The following is a 15,236-nucleotide window of genomic DNA, read 5'->3' as shown; positions in this document are numbered from 1 at the left end:
TGACTAATTTGGGTAGGTTCAACCCAGCAGTTCTTTGACCTTGGCGACTGTTGCCTCGGTCGTGATGCCAAAATGCTTGTAGAGCTCTCCGGCGGGTGCCGACGCACCAAAGCTGGACATGCCGATGAACCCGGCTTTGGCCTCGCGACCACGCTCGCCCAGAAGCCAACGGTCCCAGCCTCCGGCGCGAACCGCAGCCTCGATACCGACGCGGACGGCTCCCGCAGGCAATACGCGCTTGCGGTAGGCTTCGTCTTGTTCGGCAAACAGCTCCATACAGGGCATGGAAACGACCCGAGTGCCGATGCCTTCGGCCTCAAGTATTGCTTTAGCTTCCATCGCCAGCGAAACCTCGGAACCTGTGGCAATCAGAATCGCCTGACGCTTGTTTTCTGCGTCAGCCAATACATAAGCGCCTTGTGCGGTCAGGTTTTTGGCTTTGTGCTGGGTCCGAACAGTTGGCACGCCTTGACGGGTCAGCGACAGGACTGAGGGGCTATCCTTGAAGGTCAGCGCCAATTCCCAGGCTTCGGCGGTCTCAATCGTATCCGCGGGGCGGAACACATAAGTGTTCGGCGTCGCGCGCGAGATCGCCAGATGTTCCACCGGTTGGTGCGTCGGACCGTCTTCGCCCAGACCAATCGAGTCGTGGGTCATCACGAACACCGTCGGGATCTTCATAAGTGCAGCCAAACGCATCGAGGGCCGCGCATAGTCGGTGAAGGCCATGAACGTACCGCCATACGGGCGAATGCCACCATGCAGCGCCATACCGTTCATAGCAGCGGCCATACCGTGTTCACGAATGCCGTAATGGATATACCGACCCTTGCGGTTTTCCGGAAGGAACACGCCCATATCAGCCGATTTGGTGTTGTTCGATCCAGTCAGGTCAGCCGAGCCGCCAATGGTTTCGGGCATGATCGGGTTAACGACATTCAACACCTTCTCTGAAGAGGCGCGTGTGGCCAGCTTTGGCTGGTCTTCCGACATCAGTTTCTTGAACGACCGGATGGCGCCGGCCAGCTTCTTTGGTGCCTCAAACGCATAGGCGCGGTTGAATTCGGCTTGTTTACGTTCGGAGACTTGCGCAAAACGCTCCTCCCACGCTGCGCGCTCGGCTTTGCCACGTGCACCAATGGCCTCCCAAGCGGCTTTGACCTCAGCAGGGATGACGAACGCATCATGCGGCCAGTCATATGCTTCTTTGGCGGCGTTCAACTGATCCTGATCGGTCAGAGCGCCATGGCCTTTTGAAGTGTCCTGCGCCGCGTGCCCCAGTGCTATGTGGCTTTCACAAGCAATCATCGTCGGTTTGTTCGACTTCTTCGCCTGCACGATGGCCGCATCGATGGCCTTGGGGTCGTGGCCGTCAATCTCAAGCACATGCCAGCCCGAGGCCGCAAAACGGCGCACCTGATCGGTGCGGTCGGCGATGTCGACTGTGCCGTCGATGGTGATGTTGTTGTTATCCCAGAAGACGATCAGTTTGCTTAGCTCGTGGCGACCGGCCAAAGTGATCGCCTCTTGGCTGACGCCTTCCATCAGGCAGCCGTCGCCCGCAATCACGTAGGTATAGTGATCAACGATCTTCTTGCCATAATGCGCACGCTGAATTTCCTCGGCCATCGCAAAGCCAACGGCATTCGAAATGCCCTGACCCAAAGGTCCGGTAGTGGTTTCGACACCATCGATCAGGAAGTTCTCGGGGTGCCCGGCAGTTTTGGCGCCCAATTGACGGAAGTTCTTGATCTCTTCCAGCGTAACATCGCCATGACCGGTGAGATACAGCAGCGAATAGACCAGCATCGAACCGTGACCCGCCGATAGGATGAACCGATCGCGGTCCGGCCAGTTCGGGGCAGTGGCGTCGAATTTGAGGTGCTTTTCGAACAATACGGTCGCAACATCGGCCATGCCCATCGGCATACCGGAATGGCCGGAATTGGCGGCGGCGACAGCGTCGAGGGTCAGGGTGCGGATGGCCGCAGCCTTGTCCCAGTGTTCGGGGTTGGCATTGCGCAGCGCAGTCAGGTCCACGGGCGTAGTTCCTTTGGTTTACGGGCAGATGGGCGCTGAATACCATCCGATTGTCAAAGTGCAAGCAGAACCGCGTGGCACGCCGAATTGGCGCTTCAAGAGCGGTGTGCAAGTGGTTGAAACCAAACAGTGGGTATTTTCTGTCGCATTCCGTTAGACTAGGGCTGAGCGCCGCCGCTTTTGATTCGGGTAGGCGAATATCAGAACGAACCTTGATAAAGAGGTGACACAGGCATGAGTCAGATCGAAGAACTACAACGCCGTATTATCACCGCGATGGAGCGGATCGGTAATGGTGTCGAGGCCTTGCACGATGCTGGATCCGCAGCCGGTGATGATACGTCGCTGCGAACGGCGCTTGAAGAAGAGCGGGTGGCCAATGCCCAGCTTGAGGAACGGCTGAAAACGATCAAAGAGAGGCACGCGCAAGAGATTGACGCGCTACGTGCGCAACCGGCACCGAGTTCGGAAGTGGATGCGCTGCGTGCGCAATTGGCCGAGGCGACTTCTCAGCTCGCCACGGTTGAGGCTGCGCGGGCCGAGTTGGCGGATGCCAAGGCTGCGCTTGAAAACACGGACGAAGTCGAGGGCTTGAAGGCAGAGATTGAGACTCTGCGATCACATCAGGGCGCTGCAGAAGAGGCGAATACGTTGCGCGCGCAGGTCGAGGAATTGACCCCAATCGCGGATCGCGCGGAAGAGATGGAGGCCGAACTGGCGCGTCTGCGGGCTGAACTGGTCGATAGCGAGCGGTTAACCGAACTCAATGCCGAGCTTGAGATGCTGCGCGCGGAACGGGCTAGCCATGGTGCCGCGATGTCCCGGTTGGATGATGATTTGCAACGGCTTCGCAATGCAAACGATCAGCTCCGGAGCGCTGTCGATGAATTACGCGCCGCCGCAGAGGACGGTGTCACGGATGCTGACATGCTGAACCGGGCGACGACAGCCGAATTAGAAGCCATACGTGCCGCGCGCGCGTCGGACGCAGCCGAAGCGCATGCGGTCCTGGCTCGACTTGAGCCATTGCTAAGTCATGCCAATCTGGCCGAGGGAGAGGTGGAATAATGCCCGAAGTAACCATTCATATCGGCGGCCGCGGCTTTGATGTCTCGTGCCAGGACGGAGAAGAACCGTTTCTGCAAGCGGCAGCCAGACTGCTGGATGATGAGGCTCAGGTTTTGTCGGACCAGATAGGACGTATGCCGGAATCGCGGATGCTGCTGATGGCGGGACTCATGTTGGCAGACAAGGCAGCCGCGCATGAAGATCGCATGAAACTGGCCGAGGCCAAGCTGGTCGAATTGGAGACCGAATTGAAGCGGCTCCGCAGCCAACCGCAGCCGGAACCTGAACGGATCGAGGTTGCGGTAGTGCCGCCATCTGTCACGGATACGCTGGCTGAAATGGCGGCGCGCGCCGAAGCCCTGGCGGCAGTCATTGAAGAAAGGACGGCCTAATGCCGATCGCCCGAATGGCTTTTTGCGCGGCCGTCGTCTCGCTGACTGGCACGATGGCAAAGGCCGATATCGACATTCTGTCCGTGACGTTTACCTGTGAAAACAACACGCAAGTGCCGGTGTCCTACTTTAACGCCTCAAATGGAGATGGGGCGGCTGCGATAATGATCGATGATCAGTTGATCCCCATGAAACAGGTTCCAAGCGGCTCGGGCATCCGGTATGAATCCGTCGGAGGGGCAGGGACATACACCCTGCGCTCCAAGGGGTGGGATGCCACGATCAGCCATCAGGCCGAAGGCGACACAGCCCCGGAACTCGTATTGTTCAAGGACTGTAGCAGCCGATAGCTTACGCGTTTGCTTCGCGGATTTTGTCCGCAGCGTCTTTGTTGTAGCCCACACTGTTTTCATCGAACAGTGTGTCTAGCTCGCCCGACAGCGTCATTTCAGTGATAATGTCGCAACCGCCGACAAACTCGCCTTTGACATAAAGCTGAGGCACGGTTGGCCAGTCGGAGTAGTCCTTGATGCCCTGGCGCACAGCTTCGTCAGCCAGAACGTTCACGTCGGTGTATTCGACACCCATGTAATTCAGAACACCGGCCACCCGGGATGAGAACCCGCACTGCGGCATCTCTTTGGTGCCTTTCATGTAAAGCACCACATCGTTGGCTTTGACGGTTTCGTCGATCTGGGTCTTAACGTCGCTCATCTTGCTTTTCCTTTTCATCCGCTTGCGCGGCGGTCGTTCGGTTATCGGGCAGTTCAGGTGCCCATCCTTCTTCTTCAAGCCGCCGGTGTTCTGCTTGTGCAAGCGTCACCGGATCAAGCCCGTATCGTTCAATTCCCCCAACCTTGCTAAGCGTATCGGGGTCAGGGCGCATATCCGACAGTTTTCGTTTTCTGTTGCGTTTGACATAGGCTTCGATGAGGGCGGCGACAACTATCAATGCACCAAGAAGAGATATCCAGAAGGGCCAGCCACTCATCTTTTCAAAGCCACTTAGGCGCTTTTTTGAAAGTAGTGCTGTGTCATTCAGGTACCTTCGTCGTCAACGCCAGCGCGTGCAATTCCCCATCAGATCCATCCATCTTGCCTTTCAGCGCAGCGTAAACCGCACGCTGTTGCTGAACGCGGTTTTTGCCGCGAAAGCTTTCGTCCACGACCATGGCGGACATGTGCACGCCATCGCTGCCACCAACCTGAATTTCCGCATTGGGAAAGCTTTCGCGCAGCAGGGTTTCAATCTCGTGGGCGCTCATCGGCATGTAGGTTCACTCCTGTAGGTCTTTCCCAAGATGTAGAGTGATGGGAGCGGGCGTGCAAGATGTCGAGCATCTTTCAGATACGCGAATCCCGCGCCTATGGAAGACGCGGGAATTCTGGAATTCGGAAGAGACGATTTATCAGGCGACCGCGGCGGCAAAGCTCTGGCGGAAGGTCTCGGTCAGTTCTGCCAAAGGAGCTTCGGAATTGCCGATCTTCACGCTGTCACCGGTAAACCGGCCAACCGAGACCAGCGGGACACCAGCCTGACCGGCAGCGATCATTAGCGCCTCGGCTTGATCGAAGTTGCACGCCACAAGATAACGGGCCTGGTCTTCGCCGAATAGGAACTCGGACGATGCATCATCCAGGCAAACGCCTACGCCTGCAGCTTCAGCAAGTTCAAACGCTGCCAGTGCAAGGCCGCCATCGCTAAGATCAGTACATGCTTTGATCATCTCGCGATTGGCACGGATGAATTCCCCGTTGCGCGCCTCTGCAGACAGATCAACATGCGGCGCGTCTCCGTCCTCGCGGTTGAATACCTCGGCCAGCAGGGCGGACTGACCCATATGGCCGTTGGTTTCGCCGATGACCAGCGCAACATGGCCATCCCGAACCTCGTTTCCGATGATCTCGTCGCTATGAGCAAGAAGACCAACCGCGCCGATGGTGGGGGTTGGCAGGATCGCCTGGCCGTCAGTCTCGTTATAAAGCGAGACGTTGCCCGACACGATGGGCATATCCAGCGCACCAACGGCGGCACCGATACCTTGGATCGCGCCGACGAACTGACCCATGATCTCGGGCTTTTCGGGGTTCCCGAAGTTCAGGTTGTCTGTGGTGGCAAGTGGTTTGGCCCCCACGGCGGTCAGGTTGCGATAGGCCTCGGCCACCGCTTGTTTGCCGCCTTCCACCGGGTTTGCACGGACATAGCGTGGGGTTACGTCGCTGGTAAAGGCTAGCACCTTGTCGGTGCCATGTACGCGGACCATGCCAGCGCCCAGACCCGGCGTGCGAGTTGAATCCGCCATGACCATGGTGTCGTATTGCTCATAGACCCATTGTTTGCCTGCGTAATTGGGTGAAGAGAGCAGGGCGCGCAGACCGTCGATCGGATCGATCTGTGGTACGTCTTCCAGTGGCGCGGACTCAGGGGTCGGTTCCCACGGGCGGTCGTATTCAGGCGCGGTCGAGGACAGTTTAGACAGGACCAGATCGGCTTTGATCTCACCATTGTGCATGATCAGGAAACGGTCTTCGGCAATGGTTTCGCCTACGATGGCAAAATCGAGGTCCCATTTTTCGAACACGGCGCGGGCCTCGGCCTCAAGCTCAGGTTTGAGGACCATCAGCATCCGTTCCTGAGATTCCGACAGCATCATTTCATAGGCTGTCATGTTCTCTTCGCGCTGCGGGACATTCTCGAGGTCCAAACGCACGCCCAGACCACCTTTGTCGCCCATCTCTACAGCCGAGCAGGTCAAGCCCGCTGCGCCCATGTCCTGGATCGAGATCACGGCACCGGTCTGCATCAGTTCCAGCGTTGCTTCCATCAGGCGCTTTTCGGTGAAGGGGTCGCCGACCTGAACGGTGGGGCGCTTTTCTTCGATGGTGTCATCGAATTCGGCCGATGCCATGGTTGCTCCGCCCACACCGTCACGACCGGTTTTTGCGCCCAGATAGACGACGGGCATCCCAACGCCCGAAGCGGCCGAGTAGAAAATCTTGTCACTGTCAGCCAAACCAGCGGCAAACGCGTTCACAAGGCAGTTGCCGTTATAGGCCGGGTGGAACCGAACTTCGCCACCCACGCAAGGCACACCGAAGCAGTTGCCGTAGCCGCCAATCCCCTCGACCACTCCGTTCACCAATTGGCGCGTCTTATGGTGGCCCGGCTCGCCAAAGGACAGTGCGTTCATCGAGGCGATGGGCCGTGCGCCCATGGTGAAAACATCCCGCAGGATGCCGCCCACGCCGGTCGCCGCGCCCTGATAAGGTTCGATATACGAAGGGTGGTTGTGGCTTTCCATCTTGAACACCACGGCCTGACCGTCGCCGATATCGACGACACCCGCATTCTCGCCTGGGCCGCAGATGACCTGAGGGCCAGAGGTCGGAAGGGTGCGCAACCATTTCTTGGACGACTTATAAGAACAATGCTCGTTCCACATCGCTGAAAAGATGCCAAGCTCGGTAAAGGTCGGCTCACGCCCGATGATCTCAAGGATCATGTCGTATTCCTCGGGCTTGAGCCCATGTGCGGCAATCAGATCGGGTGTGATGGCGGGCTCTTGCATCTTCTGTCCTGTGTCCATGTGGGCCGAGATTGCGGGCCTTTTAGGGCAATGGGCCGCTTGAGGAAAGGGCCAAACCCGCACAGGGGACATCGGGCAATAAAAAACGGAACCGGCCATAAGACCGGTTCCGATTTCAGAGGCGTGCTGATTTGGTTCAGCCAGCGGCTGAAACGTGTCGAAGCCTAAGTGTCAGGCGGGGTTTTGCCCTTTGTTGACCGCATCTGCGGCGGCTGCGCCGGCGGCAGCTTTTTGTTCCTCAGTTATGTTCTCAGCCTCATCCAACCCCGGGATGGCGACGCGCACCTCGCGGCGGGCGAAATCGATACCATTTGCGTTGAATTCGGCCTTCACACGGTTAAAGATTTCCTTACGCAGTGTGAATTGCTTGCCGGGCTTGGCCATGAACTTGCCTCGGATGATCATACCGACATCGTCGAAGTCGAACACACCCTGAGATTTGAAGGGCTGCAGGAAGCCATCTTTGTGAACCTCGTCCTGCATCATCTCGGCACCGATCTTCTTGAAGATCTTCTTGACCTTGTTGGGGTCGGTGTCGAACGGCACAGTAAATTTCAACTTCATGATCACCCAGTCACGGCTGAAGTTGGTGAGCTTTTGAATCTCCCCGTAAGGTATAGTGTGCACCGGACCACGATGGTGGCGAAGCTGCATTGAGCGGATCGAAATTTTCTCGACCGTTCCCATGGTCCCGCCGACATCTACATATTCGCCAACGCGGAAGGCGTCATCGATCAGGAAGAAGATGCCGCCAACGATATCGGCCACCAGTTTCTGCGCACCAAAGCCGATGGCCAGACCCAAAACACCAGCACCAGCCAGCAGCGGCGTGATGTTGATGCCCAAAGCGCTCAGGGCCAGTAGGCCGAAGATCACCGAGATGGTGACTTGTGCGGTAATCCGCAACAAGGGCAGGACGGTCGCCAGACGCGAACCACCCGCGCCGCCACCTTCTCCGCCGGCTTCTTCATCCAGCTCCTCGGCCGCTGTCTGTTCCTTGGCCAGACGACGGTTAATCCACAGCGAGACGATCTCGTTCAGGATGTAGCCGACAGCGATGATCAGCAGGAACTCGATGATTGCGCCGCCAACTTCGGCACCGATACCTGCGGACGCAACATGGCGCAGATCAAGCTGCCAAACACGGGAAATCATGAAGACGACGAAGAGGCCAGCAATCACCCGACCGATGCGAATATAACTGCGCTTGGCCGATCGATAGGCGCGTTCTGCTAATGGCCCTTCGCCCGACATTGGCGGCTGCAGGTGGCGCACCAAACCACGTATCAATGTATCAAGTGCAGGTGCAATCAACAGCCAGAACATGGTTGTGAAATGCGCTCCACCGGACAGCACGCGGATCAGCGCCGGGTTGCGTTGTGCCACCAGGAATTCGACCAGCAGCCAAATCACGACCGAAACGCCGATTGCAAAATACGGGTAATACCGCGCGACTTCTTCGTCGAACTTGGTGTGGTCCGGGTCGGTACCCAGCATCATCTGTGACAAACCTTCGCGCGCAGTCCAGGCGATTATGCCGATATAGACGTGGATTGCTGCGTTCAGCCAAAAACCGATGCGCGTCTGATCGCCGGTTACCCCGTTGAGCGCGTTGAATCTTAGTACGAACAAGGTAAAGCCGATAAGGATCAGCAGACCGATCAGGTTGCGATGCAGGTATTTTGCCCAGTGGTCGTCAATGTTTACCAATCGGAATTGTGGCTTTTGCGGCGCAAGAACAAAGCGCGAGACTGCTGCCCCCAGACGCGGCACCCAGATTAGGTAGAATACAAATGGGGCTGCATAGATGATCTGCTCGGGGCTCAGCAATCCTCGGCCAATCGCCCGAATGACGACGTAGAATACGATAAGCCCTGCAATTTCGCGGCAAAATCGGCGGAACAGATAGTTCACAGCGCCTCTGAGATCAGCGTCACCCGAGGGCTCGGTTGCCTCATGCCAGCGGCGGGTCAGAAAAATAAATAGCTTCTCAGCAATGAAGCCGACTATCAGGACCGAAAGCACCAGCCCCATTAGCGTCAGAACACCAGCGCCCCCCAATTTGTCAGAGAAATTGCTAAATGCAGTGATTTGCGCACTGATGATATTGGGAACTGTGGTCAGAACATGTGTCCAGGATGCGACCATTTCTGCCCAGATCTCATTGAGCTCGGTCAGCGGGTCTTCCTGACCTTCCTTTTCCGCCGCTTGCTTTTCGGCAACAGCGTCAAGGCGTTCCAGAAGGATTGCCCGTACCTGGTCGTCAGACATGCGCGCAACCAGATCATCAACCTGCTCTGGCGTCAGATCTTCGGGAATTTCAACTGTAGCGGTTGTGCTTGTGTCTTGTGCATGAAGTGGCACGGCCAGGAACAAGACTGAAATCATCGCCAACAATAGGCGGAATGAGTGGAACATGAATTAGCCCTCGAACACGAAATTTAGGTGTTTTTTCGGGATCATAGGCCTACGCGTTGGATTTTCCCAGTGCTTTCCACTGAATTGCATCAGCCTCGCGCAAAAAAAAGGCCGAGCACTAAGCTCGGCCGTAGTCCAACAGGGAGGTATGAAGATGATGAGCGTTTCAGCATCACCGCCTTCATGTGCTCATTTAGGGATCAGTTTATTAACGATCAAGGTCTATTAGCAGACCCCGGCGTCATGCCCGCTATGCTCTGAGTGCATGGCTATAGCTTGCCCAATTGCCTTAGCTGTTTGCGATGGGCGATTATCTCATCCTGCACAAAGTCCCGAAATGCCGCTATCCGTTTGGAATGACGCAATTCTTCGGGGTAGGCGAGGTAAACCGGTACATCAGCACTTTCGATGTCTGACATGACGGGGACCAGATCCGGGAAGTCCTCAGTCACATAATCAGGAAGTACTCCGATACCCAGATCATGCAGCACGCCCTGAAGAACGCCGAAATAGTTGTTCACGGTCAGCAACGAGCCGGGATTGTATGTCATAAGGTGACGAACCATCGACGCGCTTGCCCCAACCTGAGGGGCTGCGGGCGTTTGGCAGATCAATCGGTGCTTGGAAATGTCTTCCAGCGTTTCAGGCGCCCCACCATGAGCATCCAAATAGCTGCGCGTTGCATAGAGCAGCATCTGCACTGTCATCAGACGTTTGCGCACGAGATCGGCCTGGCTGGGCTCTTTCATGCGGATGGCCACATCGGCTTCACGCATTGGCAGATCCAATACCCGCTCTTCAAGCATGAGGTCGATATTGAGGTCAGGATACTGTTCATAGAGCTTCGGTAGGCGCGGTGCGAGCCACAGCGTGCCGAACCCGAAGGTGGTGGTCACCCTCAGTACGCCAAAGACCTCATCTTCACTATCCCGGATACGCGCTGCAGCGGCATCCAGACGTTTCAGCATGGCCGTCGTGGCATCGAACAGCAATTCGCCTTGTTCTGTCAGAATAAGACCGCGTGCATGGCGGTGGAACAAGGTTGCATCGAGTGATTCTTCAAGCGCGCGGATCTGACGGCTCACTGCGGATTGAGATAAATTGAGCTTGTCTCCCGCGTGTGTGAGGCTGCCAGCGTCTGCAACCGCGTGAAATATTCTGAGCTTATCCCAATCCATCGCCGCAACTTTCGTTATCCTCGCGCAGCCCTATATGAAACAGGTAACAAATTCCACAATGAAACCCGGAAATCGTTACGGAATAGAGTAAAATCACTATACAGGTCAGTATTTATGACCTAATATGCACGAGAATAAAGCACACTAATCCGACGAGGGGAGACGTCAGATGAGTCAGCCGAAAATTTCACTCAACGACCGGTTCGACCTGTCCAAAAGCCCGGTTCTTTTGAACGGAACGCAGGCACTGGTGCGTTTGATGCTGATGCAAAAAGTACGAGACACTGCGGCGGAATTGAACACAGCGGGTCTGGTCACAGGCTATCGGGGGTCTCCGCTTGGGGCTGTAGACCTTCAGATGTCTCGTGCAGAAAAGCAACTCGCCGAAAAGGATGTCACCTTTCAATTCGGATTGAACGAAGATCTGGCCGCAACCGCATTATGGGGCAGCCAACAGGCGGGGCTGCGTGGCGACGGAAAATTCGATGGTGTTTTTGGGCTCTGGTATGGCAAGGGGCCGGGCGTAGATCGATCCGGTGATGTGATGCGCCATGCCAATATGGCGGGCACGGCGCAACATGGCGGTGTATTGATGGCCATGGGCGATGATCACACGGGTGAAAGCTCGACCGTTTTACATCAGTCGGAATGGTCACTGGTGGACATGTATATGCCCGTGGTCAGCCCGGCAGGTGTGCAAGAAATTCTGGACTATGGCATTTACGGATTCGCGCTCAGCCGGTTCGCCGGGGTCTGGGTCGGGCTGAAAACGATGAAAGACACGATCGAAGTGACTTCCGTCGTAGATGGCCGCCCTGACCGAATGCAGCTGGTCACCCCTCAATTCGATATGCCAGAGGGTGGGCTGAATATTCGGCTGGGTGATACGCCGCATCTGCAGGAAGCGCGCGTAATCGACCACAAGCGCTTTGCGGCAGAGGTCTTTTCGCACGCCAACAAGTTGGACAAGCGGGTCTGGGGAAAACCGGGCGCCAAGATTGGGTTTGTGGCGGCGGGTAAGAACTGGCTTGATCTGACTCATGCCATGTCGCTGCTGAACATCAACGCGGATGAGGCCGAACGGCTAGGCATTACCACCTATAAGATCGGTCAGACTTTCCCTTTGGATATGAAGGGCTTCCACGATTGGGCTGAGGGGCTGGATCTGATCGTGATCGTCGAGGAAAAGCGCAAGCTGATCGAAGTTCAGGTTAAAGAAGCGATCTTTGACGACCGTCGTGGGCGCCGTGTTTATGGCTGGTACAAAGGCGGCGCGGGGACGCTGCACCGCGAAGAACTGTTCCCGACCCGAGGGGCGCTTGACCCGATCATGATTGCCGAGAAGCTGGGTGAGATCCTAATCGAAGAGGGGCGCGATACAGATGGCGTTCGTGCCGGACTGGAGGCGCTGTCCGAAGCGCGCCGGGCTGACAATGCGCAGGAAATCGCGGCGCGTTTACCATACTTTTGTTCAGGATGTCCGCATAACAGTTCAACCAAGCTGCCTGATGGCAGCCGAGCCTATGCCGGGATTGGCTGTCACTACATGGTGCAGTGGATGGATCGCGAAACCACCGGTTTCACCCAGATGGGCGGCGAAGGGGCGAACTGGATTGGCGAGGCTCCGTTTTCGACCACACAACATGTTTTCCAAAACCTCGGCGATGGCACCTATAACCATTCCGGCGTGCAGGCGATCCGGGCGGCACTGGCTGCGGGCACAAATATCACCTTTAAGATCCTCTATAACGACGCCGTTGCGATGACCGGAGGTCAGGAGAACGAAGGTGGGCTAAGTGCCGAACGCATCGTCGCCGAGGTCCGCGCGATGGGAGTCAGCAACGTTGCCGTCGTTTACGACGAAAAAGAAGATGTGAATTTTGGTGCGTTGCCTTCGGGCGTTGAGACGTTCGAGCGTTCAAAACTGATGCAGGTTCAGGAAAGATTCCGCGAAATAGAGGGTGTATCGGTCATTGTTTATGTTCAGACTTGCGCAGCTGAAAAGCGCAGGAGACGCAAGCGCGGCACGTTCCCCGACCCCGATAAGCGAGTGTTCATAAATACCGATATCTGTGAGGGTTGCGGAGATTGCGGCGTTCAGTCGAACTGCGTTTCCATCGTACCGAAAGAGACCGAACTTGGCCGCAAGCGTGCGATTGATCAGTCAAGCTGCAACAAGGATTTTTCCTGCTTGAACGGGTTCTGCCCGTCTTTTGTAACCGTTGAAGGGGCGAAAATCCGCAAAGAGGCGACGACCGACCTCGACTTGCCCGACCTACCGGACCCCGTTTTGCCACAGATCAACGGCACCCATAATGTCGTGATCACCGGCGTTGGTGGCACAGGCGTTGTCACCATCGGGGCGGTTCTGGCGCAAGCCGCACAAATCGACGGCAAGGGTGCCGGTATGATGGAAATGGCCGGCCTCGCACAGAAGGGTGGCGCCGTACATATCCATTGCCGTCTGGCCAACCGGCCCGAAGATATCAGCGCGATCCGTGTTGCCACTGGCGAGGCGCATGCGCTGATCGGCGGTGATCTGGTGGTATCGGCCGGGGCCAAGACGCTTGGCCTCACGCAAACCGGCCAGACCGGCGCCGTTGTGAACAGTCATGAGATTATCACCGGTGACTTCACGCGCGATACAGAATTCACAATCCCCAGCGATCAATTGCAGCTTGCGCTGCAGGCGCGGTTGAAAGATGGGGTGGCCCTTTTCGATGCCACCGATCTGGCGCGAGCCGTGATGGGCGACTCGATCTATTCCAATATGATGGTCTTTGGCGCAGCCTGGCAGCGTGGTCTGCTACCGATCAGTCACCAAGCGATAATGGGTGCTATTGAGTTGAATGGTGCGGCGGTCGAGCGCAACAAACGCGCCTTTGAAGTTGGTCGCTGGGCGGTGACCCACCCCGACGACGTGGCCAATATTTTGCGCCCCAACGTAGCAGAGTTACCAAAGACCCTCGATCAAGTGATCGATTTCCGCGCTGCGCACCTGATCGACTATCAGAACAAGCGGTTGGCGAAACGTTATCGCAAGCTGGTCGACAGCGTTGCAGATCAACACGTTCGTGAGGCTATTGCCAAAGGCTACCATAAGCTTTTGTCATATAAGGATGAATATGAAGTCGCCCGATTGCTGCTCGACAGTCGCCAGAAGGCGGAGGCCGAGTTTGATGGTGACTTTAAGATGACCTTCCATCTTGCGCCGCCAACCCTGGGGACGAAGGGCGACAATGGACGCCCGGCCAAGAAAGCGTTCGGAGAGTGGTTTCTTGGTCCGTTGAAGGTTCTAGCCAAGCTGAAAGGTTTGCGCGGCACTCCGCTGGATATCTTTGGCTACACGACAGAGCGCAAAATGGAGCGTGCTCTGATCCGCCAGTATGAAAAGGACATGAAAGAGGTTTTGCCCAGTCTGACGCCCGAAACCAGTGATGCGATCGCGGCCCTTGCGGCTCTGCCATTGGACATTCGCGGTTTCGGTCCGGTTTTGGTCGCCAATGAGGCTAAGGCTGCGAAACGGCGCGAGGAATTGTTGGCTGTTATTCGCGATGGCGGGCCTCAGATGAAAGCTGCGGCAGAGTGAGGCTTTACAAGCTTGTCATCAAACCTATGCAAAATGTCTACCCGGCCTTATCTAAGCGGCAGCAAACCGGAGTAGCCTATGCCCTCGCGCCATCACGTCGCTCGTGACATCTCTTACGCCCATTCCGCAGAAACGCGGAGCGGGCGTATAGTGATCAAGCTGATGGAAAACACGACCGGTCGTCTGCGTCTTATCCGCCGCGCTGACGGGTATGAGCAGGAGGTCGCACAGGGGCGTGATTTTTGGTCCGTAATGGTGGATCGATATGGGCTGACATTAGACGTGGTTGGCGGTGCGTTGTCGAACATCCCAAAAGATGGGCCATTGATCCTGATTGCGAACCATCCTTACGGCATTCTAGACGGGCTAATGATGGGACACATCCTGTCTCAGACTCGGACAGACTTTCGCATTCTCGCCAATCATGTTTTTCGCAAAGCTGAAGACCTGAACAGCATCGTGCTGCCAATTTCGTTTGATGCCACAAAAGATGCGATGAAGCTGAATCTTGCGACCCGCAAAACCGCTCTGAACTACCTAAGCGATGGTGGTGCAATCGGGATCTTCCCGGGTGGCACCGTCAGCACTGCGGCCAAGCCATTTTCTCATCCGATGGATCCAGGGTGGCGCGGATTTACAGCGCGGATGGTTGCCAAATCCAATGCGACCGTTGTGCCGGTTTTCTTCGATGGACACACCTCGCGTTTGTTCCAGATTGCCAGCCATCTACACAACACTCTGCGGATGGGGTTGCTGATCAAAGAGTTCAAGAAACGTGTCGATACCCCTGTCCGCGTGGTTGTAGGAGACCCCATTGGGCGCGACATTCTGGACCCGCTGGGCAAGGATACGCGCAAGATGATGGATTTCCTGCGCAAAGCCACGTATGAGCTGTCTCCAGAGCCATTGAAGTCTTATGACTATGGCTATGAATTCGAGGAACGGCATCGCGCCTGAAGGGGCA

At 56.5% G+C, this 15,236-nt stretch carries 12 protein-coding genes; 5 read left to right on the top strand and 7 right to left on the bottom strand.

Annotation, left to right across the window (positions count from 1 at the left end; all coding sequences use genetic code 11):
• Positions 1-18 precede the first annotated feature (18 nt).
• The gene (tkt, locus tag I5192_RS07505; RefSeq protein ID WP_223118096.1) at positions 19-2,040 is read right to left on the bottom strand and encodes a transketolase; all 2,022 of its coding nucleotides are present in this window, start codon (positions 2,038-2,040) and stop codon (positions 19-21) included.
• Between the two features lie 234 nt (positions 2,041-2,274).
• Between tkt and I5192_RS07500 the strand changes: the two genes are divergently transcribed.
• The 3 genes from I5192_RS07500 to I5192_RS07490 are packed head-to-tail and all read left to right on the top strand — an operon-like array spanning position 2,275 to position 3,850.
• The gene (locus I5192_RS07500; protein ID WP_223118095.1) at positions 2,275-3,108 is read left to right on the top strand and encodes a hypothetical protein; all 834 of its coding nucleotides are present in this window, start codon (positions 2,275-2,277) and stop codon (positions 3,106-3,108) included.
• Positions 3,108-3,500 (top strand): cell division protein ZapA, encoded by a 393-nt coding sequence (locus I5192_RS07495; RefSeq protein ID WP_170393183.1) that lies wholly within the window; start codon positions 3,108-3,110, stop codon positions 3,498-3,500. Before I5192_RS07500 ends, I5192_RS07495 begins: the two co-directional genes overlap by 1 nt.
• On the top strand, positions 3,500-3,850 hold the full coding sequence (locus I5192_RS07490; RefSeq protein WP_170817733.1) for an MliC family protein: 351 nt from the start codon (positions 3,500-3,502) through the stop codon (positions 3,848-3,850). Before I5192_RS07495 ends, I5192_RS07490 begins: the two co-directional genes overlap by 1 nt.
• 1 nt (position 3,851) lies before the next feature.
• On the opposite strand, the gene grxD is transcribed toward I5192_RS07490, so the two are convergent.
• The 6 genes from grxD to I5192_RS07460 form a co-directional block, all read right to left on the bottom strand.
• A complete protein-coding gene (grxD, locus tag I5192_RS07485; protein WP_170393181.1) occupies positions 3,852-4,214 on the bottom strand; it encodes a Grx4 family monothiol glutaredoxin in 363 nt (120 codons plus the stop codon).
• Positions 4,201-4,491, bottom strand: coding sequence for a hypothetical protein (locus I5192_RS07480; protein WP_170393180.1), 291 nt, complete (start codon positions 4,489-4,491; stop codon positions 4,201-4,203). Before I5192_RS07480 ends, grxD begins: the two co-directional genes overlap by 14 nt.
• A 43-nt stretch (positions 4,492-4,534) precedes the next feature.
• The gene (locus I5192_RS07475) at positions 4,535-4,771 is read right to left on the bottom strand and encodes a BolA/IbaG family iron-sulfur metabolism protein (RefSeq protein WP_170393179.1); all 237 of its coding nucleotides are present in this window, start codon (positions 4,769-4,771) and stop codon (positions 4,535-4,537) included.
• A 138-nt stretch (positions 4,772-4,909) separates the two neighbouring features.
• A complete protein-coding gene (gene purL / locus I5192_RS07470) occupies positions 4,910-7,069 on the bottom strand; it encodes a phosphoribosylformylglycinamidine synthase subunit PurL (RefSeq protein ID WP_223118278.1) in 2,160 nt (719 codons plus the stop codon).
• Positions 7,070-7,258: 189 nt separating this feature from the next.
• Positions 7,259-9,505, bottom strand: coding sequence for a mechanosensitive ion channel family protein (locus I5192_RS07465; RefSeq protein ID WP_170393177.1), 2,247 nt, complete (start codon positions 9,503-9,505; stop codon positions 7,259-7,261).
• A 269-nt stretch (positions 9,506-9,774) separates the two neighbouring features.
• Complete coding sequence (locus tag I5192_RS07460; protein WP_170393176.1) at positions 9,775-10,683, bottom strand: LysR family transcriptional regulator; 909 nt, start codon at positions 10,681-10,683, stop codon at positions 9,775-9,777.
• A gap of 169 nt (positions 10,684-10,852) precedes the next feature.
• On the opposite strand from I5192_RS07460, the gene I5192_RS07455 reads away from it, so the two are divergent.
• Together I5192_RS07455 and I5192_RS07450 are read left to right on the top strand one after the other, a co-directional pair.
• A complete protein-coding gene (locus tag I5192_RS07455) occupies positions 10,853-14,272 on the top strand; it encodes an indolepyruvate ferredoxin oxidoreductase family protein (RefSeq protein WP_223118094.1) in 3,420 nt (1,139 codons plus the stop codon).
• A 78-nt stretch (positions 14,273-14,350) separates the two neighbouring features.
• On the top strand, positions 14,351-15,229 hold the full coding sequence (locus I5192_RS07450) for a lysophospholipid acyltransferase family protein (RefSeq protein ID WP_170393174.1): 879 nt from the start codon (positions 14,351-14,353) through the stop codon (positions 15,227-15,229).
• Positions 15,230-15,236 lie beyond the last annotated feature (7 nt).

Origin of the sequence: Ruegeria sp. SCSIO 43209 (assembly GCF_019904295.1) — a bacterium.
Lineage (GTDB): Bacteria > Pseudomonadota > Alphaproteobacteria > Rhodobacterales > Rhodobacteraceae > Ruegeria.
This window is presented reverse-complemented; position numbering and strand designations above follow the sequence as displayed.

What these genes read in the sequence shown, in the direction of transcription:
- I5192_RS07490 (WP_170817733.1), top strand. Translation starts at nt 3,500, where the DNA reads ATGCCGATCGCCCGAATGGCTTTTTGCGCGGCCGTCGTCTCGCTGACT.
- I5192_RS07495 (WP_170393183.1), top strand. Translation starts at nt 3,108, where the DNA reads ATGCCCGAAGTAACCATTCATATCGGCGGCCGCGGCTTTGATGTCTCG.
- I5192_RS07475 (WP_170393179.1), bottom strand. Translation starts at nt 4,771, where the DNA reads ATGCCGATGAGCGCCCACGAGATTGAAACCCTGCTGCGCGAAAGCTTT.
- I5192_RS07500 (WP_223118095.1), top strand. Translation starts at nt 2,275, where the DNA reads ATGAGTCAGATCGAAGAACTACAACGCCGTATTATCACCGCGATGGAG.
- I5192_RS07450 (WP_170393174.1), top strand. Translation starts at nt 14,351, where the DNA reads ATGCCCTCGCGCCATCACGTCGCTCGTGACATCTCTTACGCCCATTCC.
- I5192_RS07455 (WP_223118094.1), top strand. Translation starts at nt 10,853, where the DNA reads ATGAGTCAGCCGAAAATTTCACTCAACGACCGGTTCGACCTGTCCAAA.
- I5192_RS07465 (WP_170393177.1), bottom strand. Translation starts at nt 9,505, where the DNA reads ATGTTCCACTCATTCCGCCTATTGTTGGCGATGATTTCAGTCTTGTTC.
- I5192_RS07480 (WP_170393180.1), bottom strand. Translation starts at nt 4,491, where the DNA reads ATGAGTGGCTGGCCCTTCTGGATATCTCTTCTTGGTGCATTGATAGTT.
- grxD (WP_170393181.1), bottom strand. Translation starts at nt 4,214, where the DNA reads ATGAGCGACGTTAAGACCCAGATCGACGAAACCGTCAAAGCCAACGAT.
- purL (WP_223118278.1), bottom strand. Translation starts at nt 7,069, where the DNA reads ATGCAAGAGCCCGCCATCACACCCGATCTGATTGCCGCACATGGGCTC.
- I5192_RS07460 (WP_170393176.1), bottom strand. Translation starts at nt 10,683, where the DNA reads ATGGATTGGGATAAGCTCAGAATATTTCACGCGGTTGCAGACGCTGGC.